This is a genomic window from Mycobacterium toneyamaense (assembly GCF_055384815.1).
Map to the genome: position 1 here is coordinate 448,418 of NZ_AP040333.1, position 18,130 is coordinate 466,547.

The 18,130-nt window shown below is 67.3% G+C and carries 15 protein-coding genes and 1 pseudogene; 8 read left to right on the top strand and 8 right to left on the bottom strand.

Translation table 11 applies throughout. The features are described 5' to 3' along the window. The first annotated feature begins 63 nt into the window (after positions 1 to 63). Positions 64 to 1,113, top strand: a pseudogene (locus tag ACZ5IQ_RS02015) (sulfate ABC transporter substrate-binding protein). Continuing rightward, a complete protein-coding gene (locus ACZ5IQ_RS02020; RefSeq protein ID WP_464480720.1) occupies positions 1,110 to 2,867 on the top strand; it encodes a SulP family inorganic anion transporter in 1,758 nt (585 codons plus the stop codon). Before ACZ5IQ_RS02015 ends, ACZ5IQ_RS02020 begins: the two are co-directional and overlap by 4 nt. 5 nt (positions 2,868 to 2,872) lie before the next feature. On the opposite strand, the gene ACZ5IQ_RS02025 is transcribed toward ACZ5IQ_RS02020, so the two are convergent. From ACZ5IQ_RS02025 to ACZ5IQ_RS02045, 5 genes are read right to left on the bottom strand one after another with little or no spacing between them, the layout of a single operon-like run. Next, a complete protein-coding gene (locus tag ACZ5IQ_RS02025; RefSeq protein WP_020103971.1) occupies positions 2,873 to 3,169 on the bottom strand; it encodes a hypothetical protein in 297 nt (98 codons plus the stop codon). 19 nt (positions 3,170 to 3,188) lie between these two features. After that, entirely contained in the window at positions 3,189 to 3,455 is a 267-nt protein-coding gene (locus ACZ5IQ_RS02030; RefSeq protein WP_167838060.1) for a hypothetical protein, read from the bottom strand. A 33-nt stretch (positions 3,456 to 3,488) separates the two neighbouring features. Beyond that, positions 3,489 to 6,335 carry an alpha/beta fold hydrolase gene (locus tag ACZ5IQ_RS02035; RefSeq protein WP_464480721.1) on the bottom strand — a complete coding sequence of 949 codons (2,847 nt, stop codon included), beginning with the start codon at positions 6,333 to 6,335 and terminating at the stop codon, positions 3,489 to 3,491. Positions 6,336 to 6,388: 53 nt separating this feature from the next. Further along, the gene (locus tag ACZ5IQ_RS02040) at positions 6,389 to 7,366 is read right to left on the bottom strand and encodes an alpha/beta hydrolase (protein WP_464480722.1); all 978 of its coding nucleotides are present in this window, start codon (positions 7,364 to 7,366) and stop codon (positions 6,389 to 6,391) included. Positions 7,367 to 7,380: 14 nt separating this feature from the next. Beyond that, positions 7,381 to 8,856 (bottom strand): flavin-containing monooxygenase, encoded by a 1,476-nt coding sequence (locus ACZ5IQ_RS02045; RefSeq protein ID WP_464480723.1) that lies wholly within the window; start codon positions 8,854 to 8,856, stop codon positions 7,381 to 7,383. A 661-nt stretch (positions 8,857 to 9,517) separates the two neighbouring features. On the opposite strand from ACZ5IQ_RS02045, the gene ACZ5IQ_RS02050 reads away from it, so the two are divergent. Then, entirely contained in the window at positions 9,518 to 10,978 is a 1,461-nt protein-coding gene (locus ACZ5IQ_RS02050) for an HNH endonuclease signature motif containing protein (protein ID WP_406775144.1), read from the top strand. Here the strand turns inward: ACZ5IQ_RS02050 and ACZ5IQ_RS02055 are convergent. The 3 genes from ACZ5IQ_RS02055 to ACZ5IQ_RS02065 are packed head-to-tail and all read right to left on the bottom strand — an operon-like array spanning position 10,975 to position 13,124. Beyond that, positions 10,975 to 11,697: an oxygen-binding di-iron domain-containing protein gene (locus ACZ5IQ_RS02055; protein ID WP_406775143.1), complete on the bottom strand. Its 723-nt coding sequence runs from the start codon at positions 11,695 to 11,697 to the stop codon at positions 10,975 to 10,977. The genes ACZ5IQ_RS02050 and ACZ5IQ_RS02055 overlap by 4 nt on opposite strands. A 1-nt stretch (position 11,698) precedes the next feature. Next, a complete protein-coding gene (locus ACZ5IQ_RS02060) occupies positions 11,699 to 12,052 on the bottom strand; it encodes a hypothetical protein (protein ID WP_464480724.1) in 354 nt (117 codons plus the stop codon). Beyond that, a complete protein-coding gene (locus ACZ5IQ_RS02065) occupies positions 12,036 to 13,124 on the bottom strand; it encodes an aminotransferase-like domain-containing protein (RefSeq protein WP_464480725.1) in 1,089 nt (362 codons plus the stop codon). Before ACZ5IQ_RS02065 ends, ACZ5IQ_RS02060 begins: the two co-directional genes overlap by 17 nt. Before the next feature lie 77 nt (positions 13,125 to 13,201). Here ACZ5IQ_RS02065 and ACZ5IQ_RS02070 point away from each other — a divergent pair, with 77 nt between their 5' ends. The 5 genes from ACZ5IQ_RS02070 to ACZ5IQ_RS02090 all read left to right on the top strand — a co-directional run bounded on the left by ACZ5IQ_RS02070 (position 13,202) and on the right by ACZ5IQ_RS02090 (position 18,119). After that, entirely contained in the window at positions 13,202 to 13,849 is a 648-nt protein-coding gene (locus tag ACZ5IQ_RS02070) for a pyridoxamine 5'-phosphate oxidase family protein (RefSeq protein ID WP_406775141.1), read from the top strand. 191 nt (positions 13,850 to 14,040) lie between these two features. After that, on the top strand, positions 14,041 to 15,900 hold the full coding sequence (gene dnaK, locus ACZ5IQ_RS02075) for a molecular chaperone DnaK (protein ID WP_406775140.1): 1,860 nt from the start codon (positions 14,041 to 14,043) through the stop codon (positions 15,898 to 15,900). Continuing rightward, complete coding sequence (grpE, locus tag ACZ5IQ_RS02080; protein WP_406775139.1) at positions 15,897 to 16,535, top strand: nucleotide exchange factor GrpE; 639 nt, start codon at positions 15,897 to 15,899, stop codon at positions 16,533 to 16,535. The genes dnaK and grpE overlap by 4 nt, the downstream gene beginning before the upstream one ends. 28 nt (positions 16,536 to 16,563) lie before the next feature. After that, entirely contained in the window at positions 16,564 to 17,748 is a 1,185-nt protein-coding gene (dnaJ, locus tag ACZ5IQ_RS02085) for a molecular chaperone DnaJ (RefSeq protein WP_064857519.1), read from the top strand. Further along, on the top strand, positions 17,745 to 18,119 hold the full coding sequence (locus ACZ5IQ_RS02090) for a heat shock protein transcriptional repressor HspR (protein ID WP_064857520.1): 375 nt from the start codon (positions 17,745 to 17,747) through the stop codon (positions 18,117 to 18,119). Before dnaJ ends, ACZ5IQ_RS02090 begins: the two co-directional genes overlap by 4 nt. Positions 18,120 to 18,130: the final 11 nt, after the last annotated feature.

Consider the following 18,130-nt stretch of genomic DNA (forward strand, 5'->3'; position numbering starts at 1 on the left):
AGACCGCTGCCCCGGCGCGTCCTCCTGCCTAACGTCGAACTTCCGTAGTGAACAGAGGTGGCGATGAGCAGAAAACACATATCCCCGCTCGGTGTGGTCGGCGTCGTCGCCATCGCGGTCGCCGGAGTTCTGATCGGGTTCAAGAACATTCACGGTCCGTCGCCGGATGCGTTGCTGAACGTGTCGTATGACCCGACACGCGAGCTGTATGCCGCGCTGGACCCGCAGTTCGTCGCGCAGTACCGCAAGCAGACCGGCGTCACCGTCGACATCAGCCAGTCGCACGGCGGGTCCGGCCGACAGGCGCGCAACGTCATCGACGGGACGTCGAAAGCCGGTGTGGTCTCACTGGCTTTGGTCAGTGACGTCGACAAGCTGGCCAAGCGCGGGCTGATCGCCAAGGACTGGCAGCACCGGCTGCCCAACAACTCGGTCCCCTATACGTCGACCATCGTGTTCGTGGTTCGCAAGGACAACCCGAAGAACATCCATGACTGGCCCGACCTGGTGAAGGGCGATGTCTCGGTGGTGACCCCGGACCCGCGGACGTCGGGCAACGGCAAGCTCAGTGTGCTGGCCGGGTGGGGATCGGTGACCACTCGCGGCGGCACCTAGGCAGCGGCCCACGACTACCTGGCGGCGTTGTTCAAGCACGTCGCCGTCGCCGACGAGGGCGCGCGCGGCGCGGCCACCAGCTTCGCCGTGCAGAAGATCGGCGATGTGCACCTGACGTGGGAGAACGAGGCCATCCGGGAGGTGGCCGCGGCGCCCGGCGAGCTGCAGATCGTGTATCCCCCAGTGAGTATCAAGGCCGAACCCGCGGTGGCCTGGGTCGATGCTAACGTGGCCGGCAAGAAGACCGAGGCCTACGCGAAGGCCTACCTGAACTACCTGTTCACCGACCCGGCCCAGGACGTCATCGCGAAGTACGGGTACCGCTCGATCAACCCGCAGATCCAGGCCAGGTATCGGGCTCAGTTGCCGGACATCGCGCTGTTCCCGGTGACCGCGATCGCCAAGGACTGGGACGACGCCGCCGAAAAGTTCTTCGGCGACAACGGAATCGTCGACACCATTCATATCCCTGCGCAGCGAACGGTGGTGGGATCGTGAGCCTGCTTTCGAACCTGAAACTCAACTACGACCGCACCCTCGCCCGGCGGGATCTCATCGCCGGTCTGACGGTGGCCGCCATCGCGCTGCCGCAGGGCATGGCCTATGCCCTGATCGCGGGTGTCGACCCCAAATACGGCGTCTTCTCCGCCATCGTGGTGACGCTCGTCGCTTCGATATTCGGTTCGTCGTCACACCTGATCAACGGACCCACCAGCGCCATCTCGCTGTTGGTGTTCAGCTCATTGGCGTTCATCGATCCGGAGAACCGCACCGAACTGTTCGAGGCGCTGTTCGTACTCGGGGTGCTGGTGGGCACCATTCAGATCCTGATCTCGGTGTTCAAACTGGGTGACCTGACCCGCTACATATCGGAGTCGGTGATCGTCGGGTTCATGGCGGCAGCCGCGTTCCTACTTGCCTTGGGCCAGTTGGGAAATGCGGTCGGGGTCAAGGACCGGGGCAACGGCAACATGCAGGTGCTGTACCGCACCTACCTCACGCTGTTCCACGGCGACGCGATCAATTACCGAGCCGTCGTCCTGAGCGGCACCGCTGTCGTCGCCGCCGTCGTGCTCCGAAAGTTGGTGCAGCGCTACGGCTTGCCGCAGCTCGACATGCTTGCCGTGCTGGTCCTCGCGGCGCTGATCGCCTACTTCGCGGGCTGGTCGACACCCGGCCACGGGGGTAAGACCGCGGTGTCGATCACCGGGAAGATTCCCGCCAGCCTGCCCGACTTCCACATTCCGGTGGTGCATTGGGAGTGGCTGCCGCACCTGTCGGAGGGCGCGTTGGCGGTCGCTTTCATCGGCTTGATCGAGGCGTTGTCGATCGCGAAAGCCATTGCGCACCAGACGCAGCAGAAGATCGACTACAACCGGCAGATCGTGGCAGAGGGGCTGGCCAACCTCACCGGCGGCTTCTTCCAGAGCCTGCCCGGTTCGGGTTCGCTGTCGCGGTCGGCGATCAACTTCCAGGCGGGCGCGGCCACCCGGTTCTCCGGCGTCATCGCGTCGGCGGCGGTGGCCGGCGCACTGCTGCTGTTCGCGCCGCTGCTGAGTTACATCCCGAAGGCGGCACTGGCCGGCCTGCTGCTCGTGACCGCAGTGCGTCTGGTCGACTTCCATCGACTTGTGCGCACGGTCAAAGCATCTCGCTACGACGCCGGTCTGGTGATCGTCACGGCGATCACCGGCGTGGTCGTCGACCTGGACAAGGCCGTGCTGCTCGGTGTTGCGCTGTCGATCCTGCTGTTCGTGCCGCGGGCCTCGAAGCTCAAGATCGCCGAGTTGGTGGTCACGCCCGAACGTGTGGTCCGGGAACGGGTCGGCGATGAACCCGACAACCCGGCGGTGTTGATCTACGACATCGAAGGAGAGCTGTTCTTCGGTGCCGCACCGGAAATCGAGCACGCCCTGGACGCACTCACCGAGCGGGTCAAGGCCGAAGGCACCCAGTTCGTCGTGCTCCGTCTCAAACGGGCCCGCAACCCCGACGCGGTCGGCATCGAGCGGGTCGAGCGGTTCCTGCATGACCTGGCGGAGCTGGGCGTCACCGTCCTGCTGGCCGGCGTCCGGCCCGACATCCTGGACCTCCTCAGCAATGTCGGGCTGCGTGAGTGGTTCCCGGACGAGCGCATCTTCCCCGAAGAGGACAAGGAGTTCTCGGCAACGCTCAAGGCAGTCCGCTACGCGGAGTCACGGCTGGTTCCCGGTGGCGTCCGCAGCGGCGACGAGCTGTACTACCTCGTCTGAGGCGACTACTGCGGCAGCAGCGGCGGACGGCAGATGTTGTTGATCGGGTCCCACCACGCGCCGTCGCGGCAGTCGAGCGGCGTCGTCGAGACGGGCGGCCGGCAGCTGTTGATGTTCGGGTCCCACCAGCCGCCTGGGCAGTTCTGCACCAGCGGGGCCTGGCACCGGTTCTGCACCGGGTCCCACCACGTGCCGTTGTCGCAGTCGGCATTGCTCACGGCCGGAGCGATCGCGGCGGTGATGGCCATGGGCGCCAAGGCGGCCGCGGCGATGACGGCGGCACGCTGCAGTGACTTGTGCATGCCGCCAGCCTAAAGGGCCTCAGTTACAAGGCAAGTCGCCCGGCGTGTAGTAGGGGACCCCGGCCGGGGTGTAGCACGGCGGCCGGCCTGCGGCGGCCTGCGCGGCGGCGTCCTCGGGAGCCGCCGCGGCCACCGCCGCGCCGCCGGCGATGTTCGTGCAGCCACCGGCACTGACGTGGCGGCCGCCGACGCTGCCGCACACATCGGCGTGTGCGGCCGGGGCGCCGACGGCCGGCACGGCCGCGGACACCAGCAGGAACAGCACTGCAGCAACGGATTTCTTCATGGAAAGAGTATTGACGACTCCGTCAGTGTGGCGTCAGCTTTCCTTGTAACTGCCGTCGTCTGTCCGGGTGAAGTAGCGACCGGGCGGGGGCAGCGGGTCGCGGCGCAGCGGCCCGGCGACCGGGCGGTGCCACGGCGTCATCGGTACCTCGTCGACGACGCGGACGAACGCGGGCCGTTGCTCGGCAGGCAGGCTCGCGAGCGCCTCGTCCAGGTCGGCGGCGGAGACGTCCTGCCCGTCCACCAGGGACAGTGCCGCGACCGCCACTTCGGCGTCGTCGGTGGCGACGCCGAAGGTGTGCACCAGGTCGACGGCCGGCAGCTTGCCGAGGGCCGCGGTGATCGGCAGGGACGCCACCACATCGTCGGCGGTGCGGATCTGGGTGTCGACGGAGTCGATCAGCCAGTAGTCGCCGTCGGCGTCCCGGTTGACCAGACTGCCGCTGGAGAACCAGGCGTCGCCGGCCTCGAACAGATTGCGTAAGGGCGGCGCCGACGCGGTGGTGGCGGAACTGATCTTCACCAGCAGCAGGCCGGTCTCGTCGGGGACGCAGCGGATGGCGTAGCCGTCGGCGCCCGAAACAACCTGCTGCGCTTCGGGATCCCACCGCACGACCTCGACGGTCGCGCTGCCCGGGAGCGGCCGGCCCAGTGACCCGGGCTTGGCCGGGTTGACGTTGGCCAGGATGGCCTCGCCCTCGCTGGTGGACCAGAAGTCGAGGACGCCGGCCGGGGCGAACCGGTCCAGCACCCGGCGCCACAGGCCGCGCGGCATACCGGAGCCCACGAACAGCCGCACCGAGTGGTTGCGCTCGGCGGGCTGCGGGGCGGCGTTGACCAGCGGCCGCAGCTGCGCCCACGTGTAGCAGACGATGGTCACGCCGTACCGGCGGACTTCCGTCCAGAACGTCGTCGGGTCCAGATCGGTGGCCATCGCCAGTCGGCTACCACCGGCGACGGCACCGCCGATCCCGGTCAGCAGGCCGGAGGTGTGGTAGATCGGGTTGATGCAGTAGACGGTGTCGGAGTTGTTCAGCGTCGCCGACGTCGCGGTGCCGTAGGCCGACAAACCGAAGCGGCCGTTGGTGACTCGGATGGGACGCGGGTCGTCGTCGGGGCCGCCGAAGAAGATGAACGCGAGCTCACCGGCGCGCCCCGGGTTGGGGCGGTACCAGTCGGGGATGCGTACGGCGTTGGTCTCGCCGATCTCCAGGGCCGTCAGCGTGCGGTCCCGATTGAGGTACGGGGTGTCCAACAGGAACGTGTGCAGCGGGCGGCCGGCGAAGTCGGCCTCGGAATGTTCGGGGTCGGCGATGACGCGGTTGACCTTGCCGAGCTCGACCTCGCGCGCGGTATCGGCGCCGGGACGCAGCATGACGGCCACCGCGCCGATGCGGTTGAGCGCGGTCACCACCGCCAGGGCCGACGGGCGCGTGTCCATCAGCACCCCGACGTGCTCACCGGCACGCACGCCCGCGGCGAGCAGACCGCGGACCACCGCGTCGATGCGCACCTTGTTCTCGCCGTAGGTGTAGCTGCGGTCCTCGTACATGAAGCTGACGTCGTTGGGGGCGTGCTGGGCCTGTTCATCGAACAAGAGCGCCAACGAAATTCGCGTGTCGGCGTCGAGCCCGCGGATGCGGGCCAGACGCGGCATCTGCTGCGACACCGTGCCGAACATGCCACGGATGTCGCCGACCGAGCGGGCCACCGAGCCGGCCACCATGCGACCGGCGTCGAGCAGCAACTGGACGCCCTCGCCCTGATCTCCCGGACCGGGTTCGGCGGCCTTGGTGGTGTCGTCGATCTTGGTGATGGTCTCCGGCAACGGACCGTTGCCGTCGGCGTACCGCATCCATTCGGCCACCAGCGGCCACGTGTTCTTCGTCGCGCTGCCGCCGACGACCAGGCCGAAATGACCTGCATGCAAGGATTTTTCGTAGATGTCCGCCCGCGGTGCCGCGTCCTGGATCGCCCGGACCGCATCTGGCGGCGCGATCTCGTCGACCTCGCCCACGAACGCCAGGATCGGCGACGTGATGTCCGCCAGCGTCACCGGCCGGCCGGCGATGCTGAAACCGCCCGTCAGCATCCGGTTGTGGACCAGGAACTGCTGCAGGAATTCGTTGAGGGCCGGGCCGGGCCACGCCACCCAGCCGTCGTTCATCAGGTAGCGACGCTGACCCTCGCGGGGCAGCAGGGCGTCGCGGTCGTGCAGCGCGAAGAGGAACTGCAGCTGGCCCGTCACCGCTTTGACCGGATCGAGCAGCTGGAATCCGGTCCGGGTGGCCCAGCCCGGCAGTGCACGCCCGCGCAGCAACTTATCCATGATGAACCCGGCGCCCGGAATGGCGACGTCCGCGGGCACCCCGAACGGGGCCATCTTGCTGAGGTCTACCGGGCTGCCGAAGGCGATGACGCTGGTGATGCCCTCGCTGCGTCGGTACGCCGAGGTCTGGTAGCAGAACATGCCGCCCTGCGAATAGCCGGCCAGGTGGACGTCGCCGCCGGTCAGGGCGCGCATCTCGTCGATGGCGGCGTCGACCGCCAGCACGTGATCGGCCAGGTTGCGCTCCAGGCCGCCGGCTTCCTTCTCCGGCGATCCGAAGTCGATTACCCACGGGTCGACGCCGTTCTCGATCAGGGTGCGCACGCCGCTGGCCTGCGGTGACACGTCGAAGACGTCGGCAGTGAGCATCAGCGGCGGCACCAGTAGCACCTGGGGACGGCCTGCCTCACCCGTGGTGCGGTACCGCCGGAGCTTGTGGATGCGGCCCTGGGCGACGATGTCGTACGGCGACGGCTCTTCGCCTGTCTCCAGTCCGCCGTAGCGGGCAACTTCCAGCCAGTTGCGAGTCGTCGCAACAACCCTGTCGAACATTCAGTCCGCCCTTTCGATCAACACTCGGTGCTGATCATGCCAAGCGGACGGGTTCACCACGGCAGTTTGACCGCCAGTTTGGGTGTCGGCGGGTTGGTCGACCGCAAATGCACGTCGGTCGAGCGGATCGGATCGAGCACGCGGGTCAGGAACGTCAGCTCGTCGGCGAGGGCCGCCTCGAAGCAGGGCCCGTCGTAGAAATCGAAATGGTCGGCGGGGTATTCGCACAGATGCGCCAGGTAGCCCGCCTTCTTCGCGGCGCGGCGAGCGGCGTCCGGCGGCGCGATGAGGTCGTTGGTCCCGACCTGCACCAGCAGCGGGCACTCCAACTGACTGGCGTGGACGGTCGGCCGGTTGAACGCGATCTCCAGCACCGTGCGGGCGGTGAATTCGTTGCGCCACGTCGGGCCGGACATGGCCACGTAAGCCTCTTCGGCGCCGGGAGTGGTCAGCACAGCAGTGGCGCCGTGCGGCCCCGTGAGGGCGACGTTGTGCGGCTTGCGCCCGAGGCGCGCTCCCGCGGCATCGAGCACCCCGTGGGCGACCAGACGGGCCAGCGGCCCCACGCCGCCCTCCTGGTACCCCTTCACCAACGCGGCCAGCCCGTCGGTCGCGGGACACAGTGCCACCACGGCGGCCACCCGCTGGTCCTCGGCGGCGACGGCGATGACGTGCCCGCCGGAATACGAGGTACCCCACAACGCGATGCGATCGCGGTCGACGCCCGGCAGGTTTCTCGCGGCGTCGATGGCAGCGTGGTAGTCCTGCCGCTGCTTCTTGACTGAAATGTACTGGCGTGGTTCGCCTTCGGAATCGCCGAAGCCGCGATAGTCGAATACGACCACGTCCATCCCGGCGGCGGCGAAAGGCTCGGCGAACGGCATCAGGCCGGAGTCGCGGGTGCCGCCGAAGCCGTGGGCCATGACGACGCACGGCCGCCCGCTCTTTCCGGTCAGTGCGTCACTCCGGGCGGTCAGATGCGAAGCGGCACAACGCTCACCGTGACTGATGAATACGAAGTCGGTTGTCATGATCGCTCCTTCGGTCAGACCACGGACAGTGGTGCGGCGGCGGGCGTGAAGACGAGGGCGGGATCCTCGATGGGCCCGTTGCGCAGCCGCTCTTGGTCCATTTCGTAGGCATGCTTGAAAGCCCACGGGCCGTAGGTGCCGCCGCGCGGGAACTTCGCGACGGCCCGCTGGACATAGCCGGACGTCATGTCCAGCAAGGGAACTCGTTCCATGGTCCCGTCCTCGAGGATCGGGACCACCTTGGCGTAGCCGTGCTCGTCCATGTAGTCGAGCATTCGGCAGAAGTGCTCGCACACCAGATCGACCTTCAAGGTCCAGGCGATGTTGGTGTAGCCGACGGCGAACGCGAAATTCGGCACGCCGGACAGCATCATGGCCTTGTAGACCGTGAGGTCCGGGAGATGCAGCAGGTGTCCGTCGACGCTCAGCGCGATCTTCCCGAAGGGGACCATGTTCAGTCCGGTCGCCGAGATGATGATGTCGGCAGCCAGTTCCTGGCCGGACTTCAAGAGGATGCCGTGCTTGGTGAACCGCTCGATGTGGTCGGTGACGATCGACGCCTTGCCCGACGAGACCATCTTGAACAGGTCGCCGTCGGGCACCATGGCCAGGCGCTGCTGCCACGGGTTGTACCTGGGCGTGAAGTGCGTGTCGACGTCGAAATTCTTGGGCAGCTGTCGAGCCACGTTGGCGATCAACAGCTTTCGCATCAGCTTCGGGTGGCGCATACACATCTTGAACATTCCGCGGTTCAGCGAGATGTTCTTGCGCCGCACGATCTTGTACGCCCGCTCGTGGCCGAGCACCTTGTTGAGCACGTTGGCGATCGGGTCGGACGCCGGTATCGAGAACACGTAGCTCGGGGACCGCTGCAGCATGGTGACGTGCGCGGCCTTGTCGGCCATGTTCGGGATCAGCGTGACGGCCGTCGCGCCGCTGCCGATGACGACGACGTTCTTGCCGGTGTAGTCCAGGTCTTTCGGCCACAGTTGGGGGTGGATCACCGGGCCCTCGAAATCCTCGCGGCCGGGGAAGTCGGGGATGTACGGGTTCTCGTAGTCGTAGTACCCGGTGCCCAGGAACAGGAAGCGTGAGGTGAACGTCTCGGTGTGCCCGTCGTGGGTGGTCGAGACGGTCCAAAGCCCTTGCCGGGAATCGAAATTCGCCGAATCCACGTGGTAACCGAACCGGATGTGGCCGGCCAGGTCGTTCTCCTCGACGGTCTGCTGCAGGTAGTCGAGGATGATGTGCCCGTCCGCGATGGACTTGCGGTGCGTCCACGGTTTGAAGCCGAAGCCGAAGGTCGGCATATCCGAGTCGGAGCGGATGCCCGGGTACTGGTGCAGGCTCCAGGTGCCACCGATCGCGTCTCGTCCCTCGAGCACCACGAACGACGTGTCCGGGCGAAGAGTCTTGAGGTGGTACGCCATTCCGATTCCGGAGATCCCGGCGCCGATGACCAGGACGTCGATGGGAGCGGTGGTTGTCATGGGCACTCCTTTGCCGGTCCGGCGGGTGTACCTGCGACGTTAGTAGCGCGACGACGCGTCCACGCCGGGTTTTGCAGACTTGCCGCGCTTACCGCGTCCACTGCGAGTTCCGGCCCGGCCGGGGTCGCCGGGCGGGCGCGCTGTCCATCGACCCGGGCACGGATCGTCGACGGTTAGGTGGGCTCGGTGGTTCTGGCCGTGCCCATCCCGACTCGCGCTGCCCGGGTGTCCGATCCGCGCTGCGATCCTCGACGGTTAGGTGTGCTCGGTAGTTGGTGCCGGCTCGTGCCCGGCTCGGTTGGCTGTGCCGCGATCCTCGACGGTTAGGGCGGCTAATCGGTAGCGCTCGCCCGACCGCACCCAGCCCGGGCTCCGCACTCCGGGCCGCGTCGCGATCCCCATCGGTTAGGTCGCCTAATCACTGTCGGTCGCCTGACTGTCGCGGGTCCGGGATGGTCGGCGGCGCGTCCCGTCGGCGCCGTCTGCGTGTGTCGGGTGGCTAGTCGATCTAACCGTCGACGATCCCCTTCCCGTCGTTCCCACGGCGCCCGGCCGGGTCCAATCTGGCTGCGGCCCTTCTATTTAGCTGCTCTAACCGTCGCCGATGGGTCGCGTCCGCGGCCCCCGATTCGTGTCGGTGGGCAGGTATACATTCGAACGTATGAGCGAATCAAATGGTGATCCCCACGCCGCGGCCGCGGCGGTCGACGCGATCACCCTGGCCACCCGGCAAGAGAACGCCGCCGGCGCCCGCCGCCTGGGGGCGATCGGTGACCTGTGGGCGCTGCGGGCCCCCGACGACGACATCGAGAAACGGTATTGGGCGATCGACGGCTATGCCGGGCTGGTCGTCGAGGTCGCCGCCGCGTTGGGGATATCCCGTAAGCGGGCCCAAGCCCAGGTGGATCGGGCGGTGACGCTCCGCACCCGCCTGCCGAAGGTGGCGGCCATCTACGCCAACGGCCTGATCGATGCGGTGATGGTCGCCATGATCGTCGCCCGCACCGACCTGATCATCGACGACGACGTCGCCGGGCAGGTCGATGCCGACCTGGCCGCCAAGATCGTGGCCTGGGGCCGGTTGTCGAAACCGAAAATGGAACAACGCATCGACGCCATCATCGCCGCGTCCGACCAGGCCGGGGTCCACCAACCCAAACCCCCGTCGCAGGCCCGCTACCTCGACATCCGCGCCTGCGGCCCCGGCGCGGCCAGCATCTGCGGCACGATAGACGCGGCGACCGCCGCCGTGCTCGACGCCGCCATCGACGACCTCGCCAAGAGTGTGTGCCGCAACGATCCGCGCTCCCATGATCAGCGCCGCGCCGCCGCCATCGACGCCCTCGCCCGCGGGCAGCGGCTGGCCTGCCAATGCGACAACCCGGACTGCCCCGCCGCCGCGGCCGCCATGGGGGAACCGCCGGCCGCGACCGTCGGCACCCGCGCCGTCATCTACGTGATCGCCGGCCCCAAAACCCTCGCCGGCCAAGCCCCGGGGTTCCTGCCCGGATACGGGCAGATCCCCGCCGAGCAGGTCGCCCGGCTCGCCGAGGGGGCGACCATCCGCGAGGTCGAGATTCCGCCGGATGCGGCCGAGCCCCGCTACCGTCCGTCGGCCAAGCTGGCGGAGTTCGTGCGCTGCCGAGACCTGACCTGCCGATTCCCCGGCTGCGACCGGCCCGCGCAAGCCTGCGACCTCGACCACACCGTCCCGTACCCGGCCGGGCCGACGCACCCGTCAGACCTCAAATGCCTGTGCCGGTTCCACCACCTACTCAAAACGTTCCACGGCTGGACCGACCACCAATACCCCGACGGCACCGTCGTCTGGGTCGCCCCCACCGGACACACCTACATCACCAAACCCGAAGGCGCCCACTGGTACCCACAACTGGCCACACCCACCGGAACACCCACAATCACCGAACAACCACCACGCACCCCCGGGCGCGGGCACTGCATGCCCAAACGCAAACGCACCCGCGCCCAAGAACGCCAACAACTCATCAACGAAGCCCGCATGGTCAACGAAGAACGCATCGCCAGCGAAGAATGGCACCGATACCGCGAACTCGAAACGGCCCGCGCCGCAGAGGAATGGGATGAACCCGCACCCTTCTAGGCGGCCATCGCGGCATACCCCTCGGCGAGTGCTCGCAATTGAGCCGCACCATCGCCGGCGTAGGACGAACCGTGCATGAGGGCAAGCGTCGAGGGGTTCAACGCGGCGAGTTGCTCGAGCGTCGGTGCGAGGTTCGTCGTCAGCCCGGTGGCGTGGAAGATGGCCTCTGCCTCGAGCGCCGGGGCCACGCAGTCGGATTCGGTCAGTGCCGGGCAGTGTCCGGTGTGGGTGAAGAGGTCGCCGGCGAGCAGGGTGGAGGTCGTCTCGTCGAACCACAATCCCGCTTCCCAATTGTGCGGGACATGCGGTGTGGCAATGAATCTCAGTCGGTGCCCGCCGATGTCCAGCGCCGTGTCAGGGGCGGGGACGGGAGGTCGGTCGCACATGTCGACCAACGACAGCATCAGAGCCAGCCCGCCGTGCACGACCTCGGCATGCGGTGCCGCGGCCAGCATGAGGTTCATCGCGCCGCACTCGTCGGCTTCGAGGTGTCCGAACGAGATCCAGCGCAGCGTGGGCAGTGGGATGACCCGGCTGATGGCATCCGAGACGAGTGGGAACAGTTGTCGCTGCCCGCAATGGAAGAGGAACGGCTCATCGCCGGTCAGGAGGAACTGGTTGAACGTGAAGCCGTTCTCGGTGATGTCCGGAATCCACGTGGAGAGCCGGTAGATGTCGGGGGCAATCTCGTCGACTGCCGTTTGCGGGTCGGCATTCATCTCACCATGGTGCGCCCTGCGCGAGAGCTGCGGCAGTGCATTCGGCGAAGCGCCTGGCGGTCGAGCGGTCGATCTGCGCGAAATTGACTGTGATGCCGTTTATTTCGGAGCCGGGATGCTGGGGAAAGGTCGACAGCGGCGAGACGAGCAGGCCATCGGCGCGGAGCAATTCGGCAACGTCGAGATCGGGGCAGCTATCGGGCAGCAGGATGGCGACGTGCAACCCCGCCTGGACGCCGAGCACTTCCAGTCCGGGGCGGCGCGCTTCGAGTTCGGTGATGAGAATGTCTCGGCGGCAACGGTATTCGCGGCTTGCGCGTGCCAGGTGCCGCTGCAACTCACCGCCGGTGATCAAGGCGGTGAGGGGCCGTGCGCGTGACGGTGGAGACCGCGATGCGGTGCTCGCGAAGGTAAGTCTGGACCGCGTCGTGCAGGGGCAGTGGCGGTACCAGCCAGGCGGCGCCCAGGCTCGGCGCCAGCATCTTGGAGGCGGTACCGACGTAGGCGACGTGTTCTCCGGCGCCGGGAATCGACCGGATGGCGGGAAGTGGCGCAACGCCGTAGCGGAACTCGCCGTCGTAGTCGTCCTCGATGACGATCGACCCGGTCCGTTTGGCCCACGCGACCAACGCGGCGCGCCGATTCACCGAGAGCCGGTGTCCGAGCGGGTACTGGTGAGCCGGTGTGGTGTAGACGATGCCGGGGTCGTCACCGAGCCTGTCGACGCAGAGCCCATCGTGGTCGACGGGGACGAAAACCAGATCCAAGCCGGCGCGGCTGAATTCGTCGGCGGCGGCGGGGTAGCAGGGCGATTCGAGATAACAGCGGGTGAGGCCACTTACGGCCGCCAGTGTCTGAAATGCCGCGGTCGATCCGGGGACGTCGAAGACCGTGTCGGTATCGACACCCCGGTTGGTGCGCAGGTGGCGCGACATGGCGGCGGTGAAGGCATCGTCGGTGTCCTGCCACGGCGAGAGCGTCGTCGGTCGGGTCGACGCCGCGGCCCGCCACGCGCGGGTCCATGCCCGCATGTCGATGAGACCGGTGTCCGGCGAGCCTGGGCGCAGGTCGACGGCATCGGTTGGGTGCGCCGCGGCATGCGCGGCGGGCGCAGAGGGCGTCTTCTCCAGGCGCGGGGCGCGGCTGGACAGTCCGGCACGGGCGGCTGCCGTGGCGCCGACGGTTGTCCGGGTTCCGGCACCGGGCACCCCCTCGAGAAATCCGGCGGCGACCAGTTCGTCGTAGGCGGACGCGACCATCGTCCGCGAGGTGCCGAGTTCGTGGGCGAGCGCGCGAGTCGACGGCAGCCAGTCGCCGTCGCCGACCTGCCCGGCGGCGATCAACCCCACCAGCTGGCTCGCGATGGCCCTGGCGCTGAGGTCGGTCGGATCGAGGGGCAGATGTACCGCCCGCGTGTGCCGCGCCACTCAGCCAGAATACTGGCCTGCCAAAAGCGGTATTTCTGGCTATTTCGATGAGGCCGCAATCATGATGATGTGGACTCATGGAAAAGGTCACTCGTAAGTACGGTCGTCAGTCCACGGCGCGCGCCGCTCTCGAGGAGTTCCTCGATGGGCAGTGGTGGGGCGTGCTCAGCGTCGGCGATGTGGCCCGTCCGAACGGCAAGGTTCGGCCCCTTGCGGTGCCGACGCTGTTCGTCCGTCACGAGGATCGGATTCTCATCCACGGCTCGACCGGTGCGGGCACACTGGGCGTCAAGGGGGCGGGGAAACAGGTTGCCTTCTGTGTGACGGCCATGGATGCACTTGTGGTGGCGCACAGCACTTTTGACTCCTCGGTGCACTACCGATCGGCGGTGATCTACGGCGAAGTGCAACCCGCCGAACGCGAAGACCGGGAAGCCCTCCTGGAGCGCTTCAGCGAGCTGCTGATCCCCGGCCGTACTGCCGAGGTGCGCGCGATGCTGCCGAAGGAGGTCGCGGCGACCAACGTCATCTCCCTGCCGATCGTCGACGGCGACTGGGTGTACAAGGTCAACGGTGGTCCGCTGGCCGAACCGGACGAGGAAACCACCGCCTGGGCGGGCATCGTGCCCTTCTCGGTCACCTACGGGGAGCCGCGGCGGGCGGAGTGGTCGACAGCCGAATTGCCGGACTCGGTGCGGGCAATGGTCGCTGCTGGAGGTGCCTGACCAGCGTTGATGGCCCCGGATGGACATTTTTGGGGAATCGGGAATAGATCGCGAACCGCCCAGGTTGGACTGACCGACAACAAGTTGAGTGCAACAGACTCAAGTTCGGCTTGACAGACGGCCTCGTCCGATAGCAAGCTTGAGCGCAGTTCGCTCAGATCACCCAACAATGTCTATCAGGAGGCATCACTATGGCTCGTGCGGTCGGTATCGACCTCGGGACCACCAACTCTTGCGTCTCGGTGCTGGAGGGCGGCGACCCCGTCGTCGTAGCCAACTCTGAGGGCTCCCGGACCACCCCGTCGGTCGTCGCGTTCGCGCGTAACGGCGAGGTGCTGGTCGGCCAGCCCGCGAAGAACCAGGCAGTGACCAACGTCGACCGGACCATCCGTTCGGTGAAGCGGCACATCGGTACTGACTGGACCATCGACATCGACGGCAAGCAGTACACCTCGCAGGAGATCAGCGCGCGCACGCTGCAGAAGCTGAAGCGCGACGCGGAGGCGTACCTCGGTGAGGACATCACCGACGCCGTGATCACCGTCCCGGCCTACTTCAACGACGCTCAGCGTCAGGCCACCAAGGAAGCCGGCCAGATCGCCGGCCTCAACGTGCTCCGCATCGTCAACGAGCCGACCGCGGCCGCCCTGGCCTACGGCCTGGACAAGGGCGAGAAGGAGCAGACCATCCTGGTCTTCGACCTCGGTGGCGGCACCTTCGACGTCTCGCTGCTGGAAATCGGCGAGGGCGTCGTCGAGGTCAAGGCGACCTCCGGTGACAACCACCTCGGTGGCGACGACTGGGACGAGCGCATCGTGCAGTGGCTGGTCGACAAGTTCAAGGGCACCAGCGGCATCGACCTGACCAAGGACAAGATGGCGATGCAGCGTCTGCGTGAGGCTGCGGAGAAGGCCAAGATCGAGCTGAGCTCGAGCCAGAGCACCTCGATCAACCTGCCGTACATCACCGTCGACGCCGACAAGAACCCGCTGTTCCTCGACGAGCAGCTGACCCGTGCCGAGTTCCAGCGCATCACGCAGGACCTGCTCGACCGGACCCGTCAGCCGTTCCAGTCGGTGATCAAGGACGCCGGCATCTCGGTCTCCGACATCGACCACGTGGTCCTCGTCGGTGGCTCGACCCGTATGCCCGCCGTCACCGAACTGGTCAAGGAACTGACCGGTGGCAAGGAGCCCAACAAGGGCGTGAACCCGGACGAGGTCGTGGCCGTTGGTGCCGCGCTGCAGGCCGGTGTGCTCAAGGGTGAGGTGAAAGACGTTCTGCTGCTTGACGTCACCCCGCTGTCCCTCGGTATCGAGACCAAGGGTGGCGTGATGACCAAGCTGATCGAGCGCAACACCACCATCCCGACCAAGCGGTCCGAGACCTTCACCACGGCCGACGACAACCAGCCGTCGGTGCAGATTCAGGTCTTCCAGGGTGAGCGTGAGATCGCGGCGCACAACAAGCTGCTCGGCAGCTTCGAGCTGACCGGCATCCCGCCGGCTCCGCGTGGCGTGCCGCAGATCGAGGTCACCTTCGACATCGACGTCAACGGCATCGTGCACGTCACCGCCAAGGACAAGGGCACCGGCAAGGAAAACACGATCAAGATCCAGGAAGGCTCGGGCCTGTCGCAGGACGAGATCGACCGGATGATCAAGGACGCCGAGGCGCACGCCGAAGAGGACAAGAAGCGTCGCGAAGAGGCGGACGTCCGCAACCAGGCCGAGTCGCTGGTCTACCAGACGGAGAAGTTCGTCAAGGACCAGCGTGAAGCCGAAGGTGGCTCGAAGGTCCCCGAGGAGACCCTGACCAAGGTCGACGGTGCCATCGCCGAGGCCAAGACCGCGCTCGCCGGCACCGACATCGCCGCCATCAAGACGGCCATGGAGAAGCTGGGCGTCGAGAGCCAGGCCCTGGGCCAGGCGATCTACGAGGCCACTCAGGCCGAGCAGGCCGGTGCGGGTGCGGGTGCTCCGAGTGGCGCCGCCGCAGATGACAACGTCGTGGACGCCGAGGTTGTCGAGGACGATCAGGAGAACAAGTGAGCCAGGACGATTCGCACGAGCCGGTGACCATCACCGACAAGCGGCGCATCGATCCGGAAACCGGCGAACCACGTGAGGGCGCTCCGGCGTCGGCCCCTGAGGGGTCGGCGCCGGGCTCCCCGGCCTCCGGTGGGGCCGCCGAGTCTCCGGTGTCCGACGAAGCCGCCGAGCTCAAGGCAGACCTGCAGCGGCTCAAGGCCGAGTACGACAACTACCGCAAGCGGGCCATCCGTCAGGAGCAGGCCGCAGCCGAGCGGGCCAAAGCCATTGTCGTGCAGCAGTTCTTGCCGGTGCTCGACGACCTCGAGCGGGCCCGCGCCCACGGTGATCTCGAGTCGGGGCCGCTGAAGTCGGTGGCAGACAAGCTTTCCGGTGCGCTGGAGAGCCTCGGTCTGGCATCGTTCGGCGCCGAGGGCGACGCGTTCGACCCGTCGCTGCACGAAGCCGTTCAGCACGAAGGCGACGGCTCCAACCCGGTGTTGGGGACCGTCATGCGTCGCGGCTACAAGCTCGGTGAGCAGGTGCTGCGGCACGCGATGGTCGGTGTCGTCGACGCCGAACCCGCAGCTGATACGCCCGACACGCCCATCAATACCGACGCTGCGACCGAACAGAAATCAGAATCAAACGAGTAACCGAGCGACGCTGAGGAGGTGACGCGACATGGCTCAACGTGAATGGGTCGAGAAGGACTTCTACAAGGAACTCGGCGTCACCTCTGACGCCACCAAGGATGAGATCAAGCGCGCCGCGCGCAAGGTGCTGGCCGACAACCATCCGGACCGCAATCCGAACAACCCGGCGGCCGAGGAACGCTACAAAGCGGCGACCGAGGCCAAGGAAATTCTGACCGACGACACCAAGCGTGCCGAATACGACGAAACCCGACGGCTTTTCGCCAACGGTGGATTCGGCCGCCGGTTCAGCGGCGGTGGAGGCGGCTTCGGAGGTTTCGGCGGCGACTCCGCGGAGTTCAATCTGGGCGACCTGTTCGACCAGGCGGGGCAGACCGGCGGCGCCAACATCGGTGACCTGTTCGGCGGCCTGTTCGGCCGGGGCGCGCAGCAGCCGCGCCCCAGCCGTCCGCGCCGCGGCAACGACCTGGAAACCGAAACCGAGCTGAGCTTCCTCGAAGCGACCAAGGGCGTGGCCATGCCGCTGCGCCTGACCAGCCCGGCACCCTGCACCAACTGCCACGGCAGTGGCGCGCGTCCGGGCACCAGCCCGAAGGTGTGTCCCAACTGCAACGGCGCCGGTGTCATCAACCGCAACCAGGGTGCGTTCGGCTTCTCGGAGCCGTGCACCGAATGCCGCGGCACGGGCTCGATCATCGAGCACCCGTGTGACGAGTGCAAAGGCACCGGCGTCTCCACCCGGACGCGCACCATCAACGTGCGCATCCCTCCGGGTGTCACCGACGGTCAGCGCATCCGGCTGGCCGGGCAGGGGGAAGCGGGTCTACGCGGGGCGCCCTCGGGCGACCTGTACGTCACCGTGCACGTCCGGCCCGACAAGGTGTTCGGCCGCGACGGCGACGATCTCACCGTCACCGTTCCGGTGAGCTTCCATGAATTGGCATTGGGGACAACGCTTTCCGTGCCGACTCTGGAAGGCAAGGTCGGCGTCAGGGTGCCCAAGGGCACGTCCGACGGCCGCATCCTGCGGGTGCGCGGGCGCGGTGTGCCCAAGCGCGGCAGCGACGGCGGCCATGGCGACCTGCTGGTCACCGTCAAGGTGGCCGTGCCGCCCAACCTCGAGGGTGAAGCGGCGGAGGCGCTGGAGGCGTACGCAAAGGCAGAGCGGGCCAGTGGATTTGATCCGCGGGCCGGTTGGGCAGGCTCGTTATGAGCGCAGCCCGGCGTAAGACAGAGGAAGCACGGACCTTCCTGATCTCGGTGGCCGCCGAGCTGGCCGGTATGCACGCGCAGACGTTGCGGACATACGACCGGCTCGGCCTGGTCAGCCCGCAGCGCACTTCGGGCGGCGGTCGACGGTATTCGCAGCACGACGTCGACCTGCTGCGCGAGGTGCAGCGGCTGTCCCAGGACGAGGGCGTCAACCTGGCCGGCATCAAGCGCATCATCGAGCTGACCAATCAGGTCGAGGCGCTGCAGGCCAGGCTCGCCGAGGTCACCGCCGAACTCGAACGCGTCCGCAAGCCCAGCACCGCACTGGTGCTGTGGGAACCGCGGCGGCGGGGGAATCCGCAGCGGAGCTGAACCCCAACGGT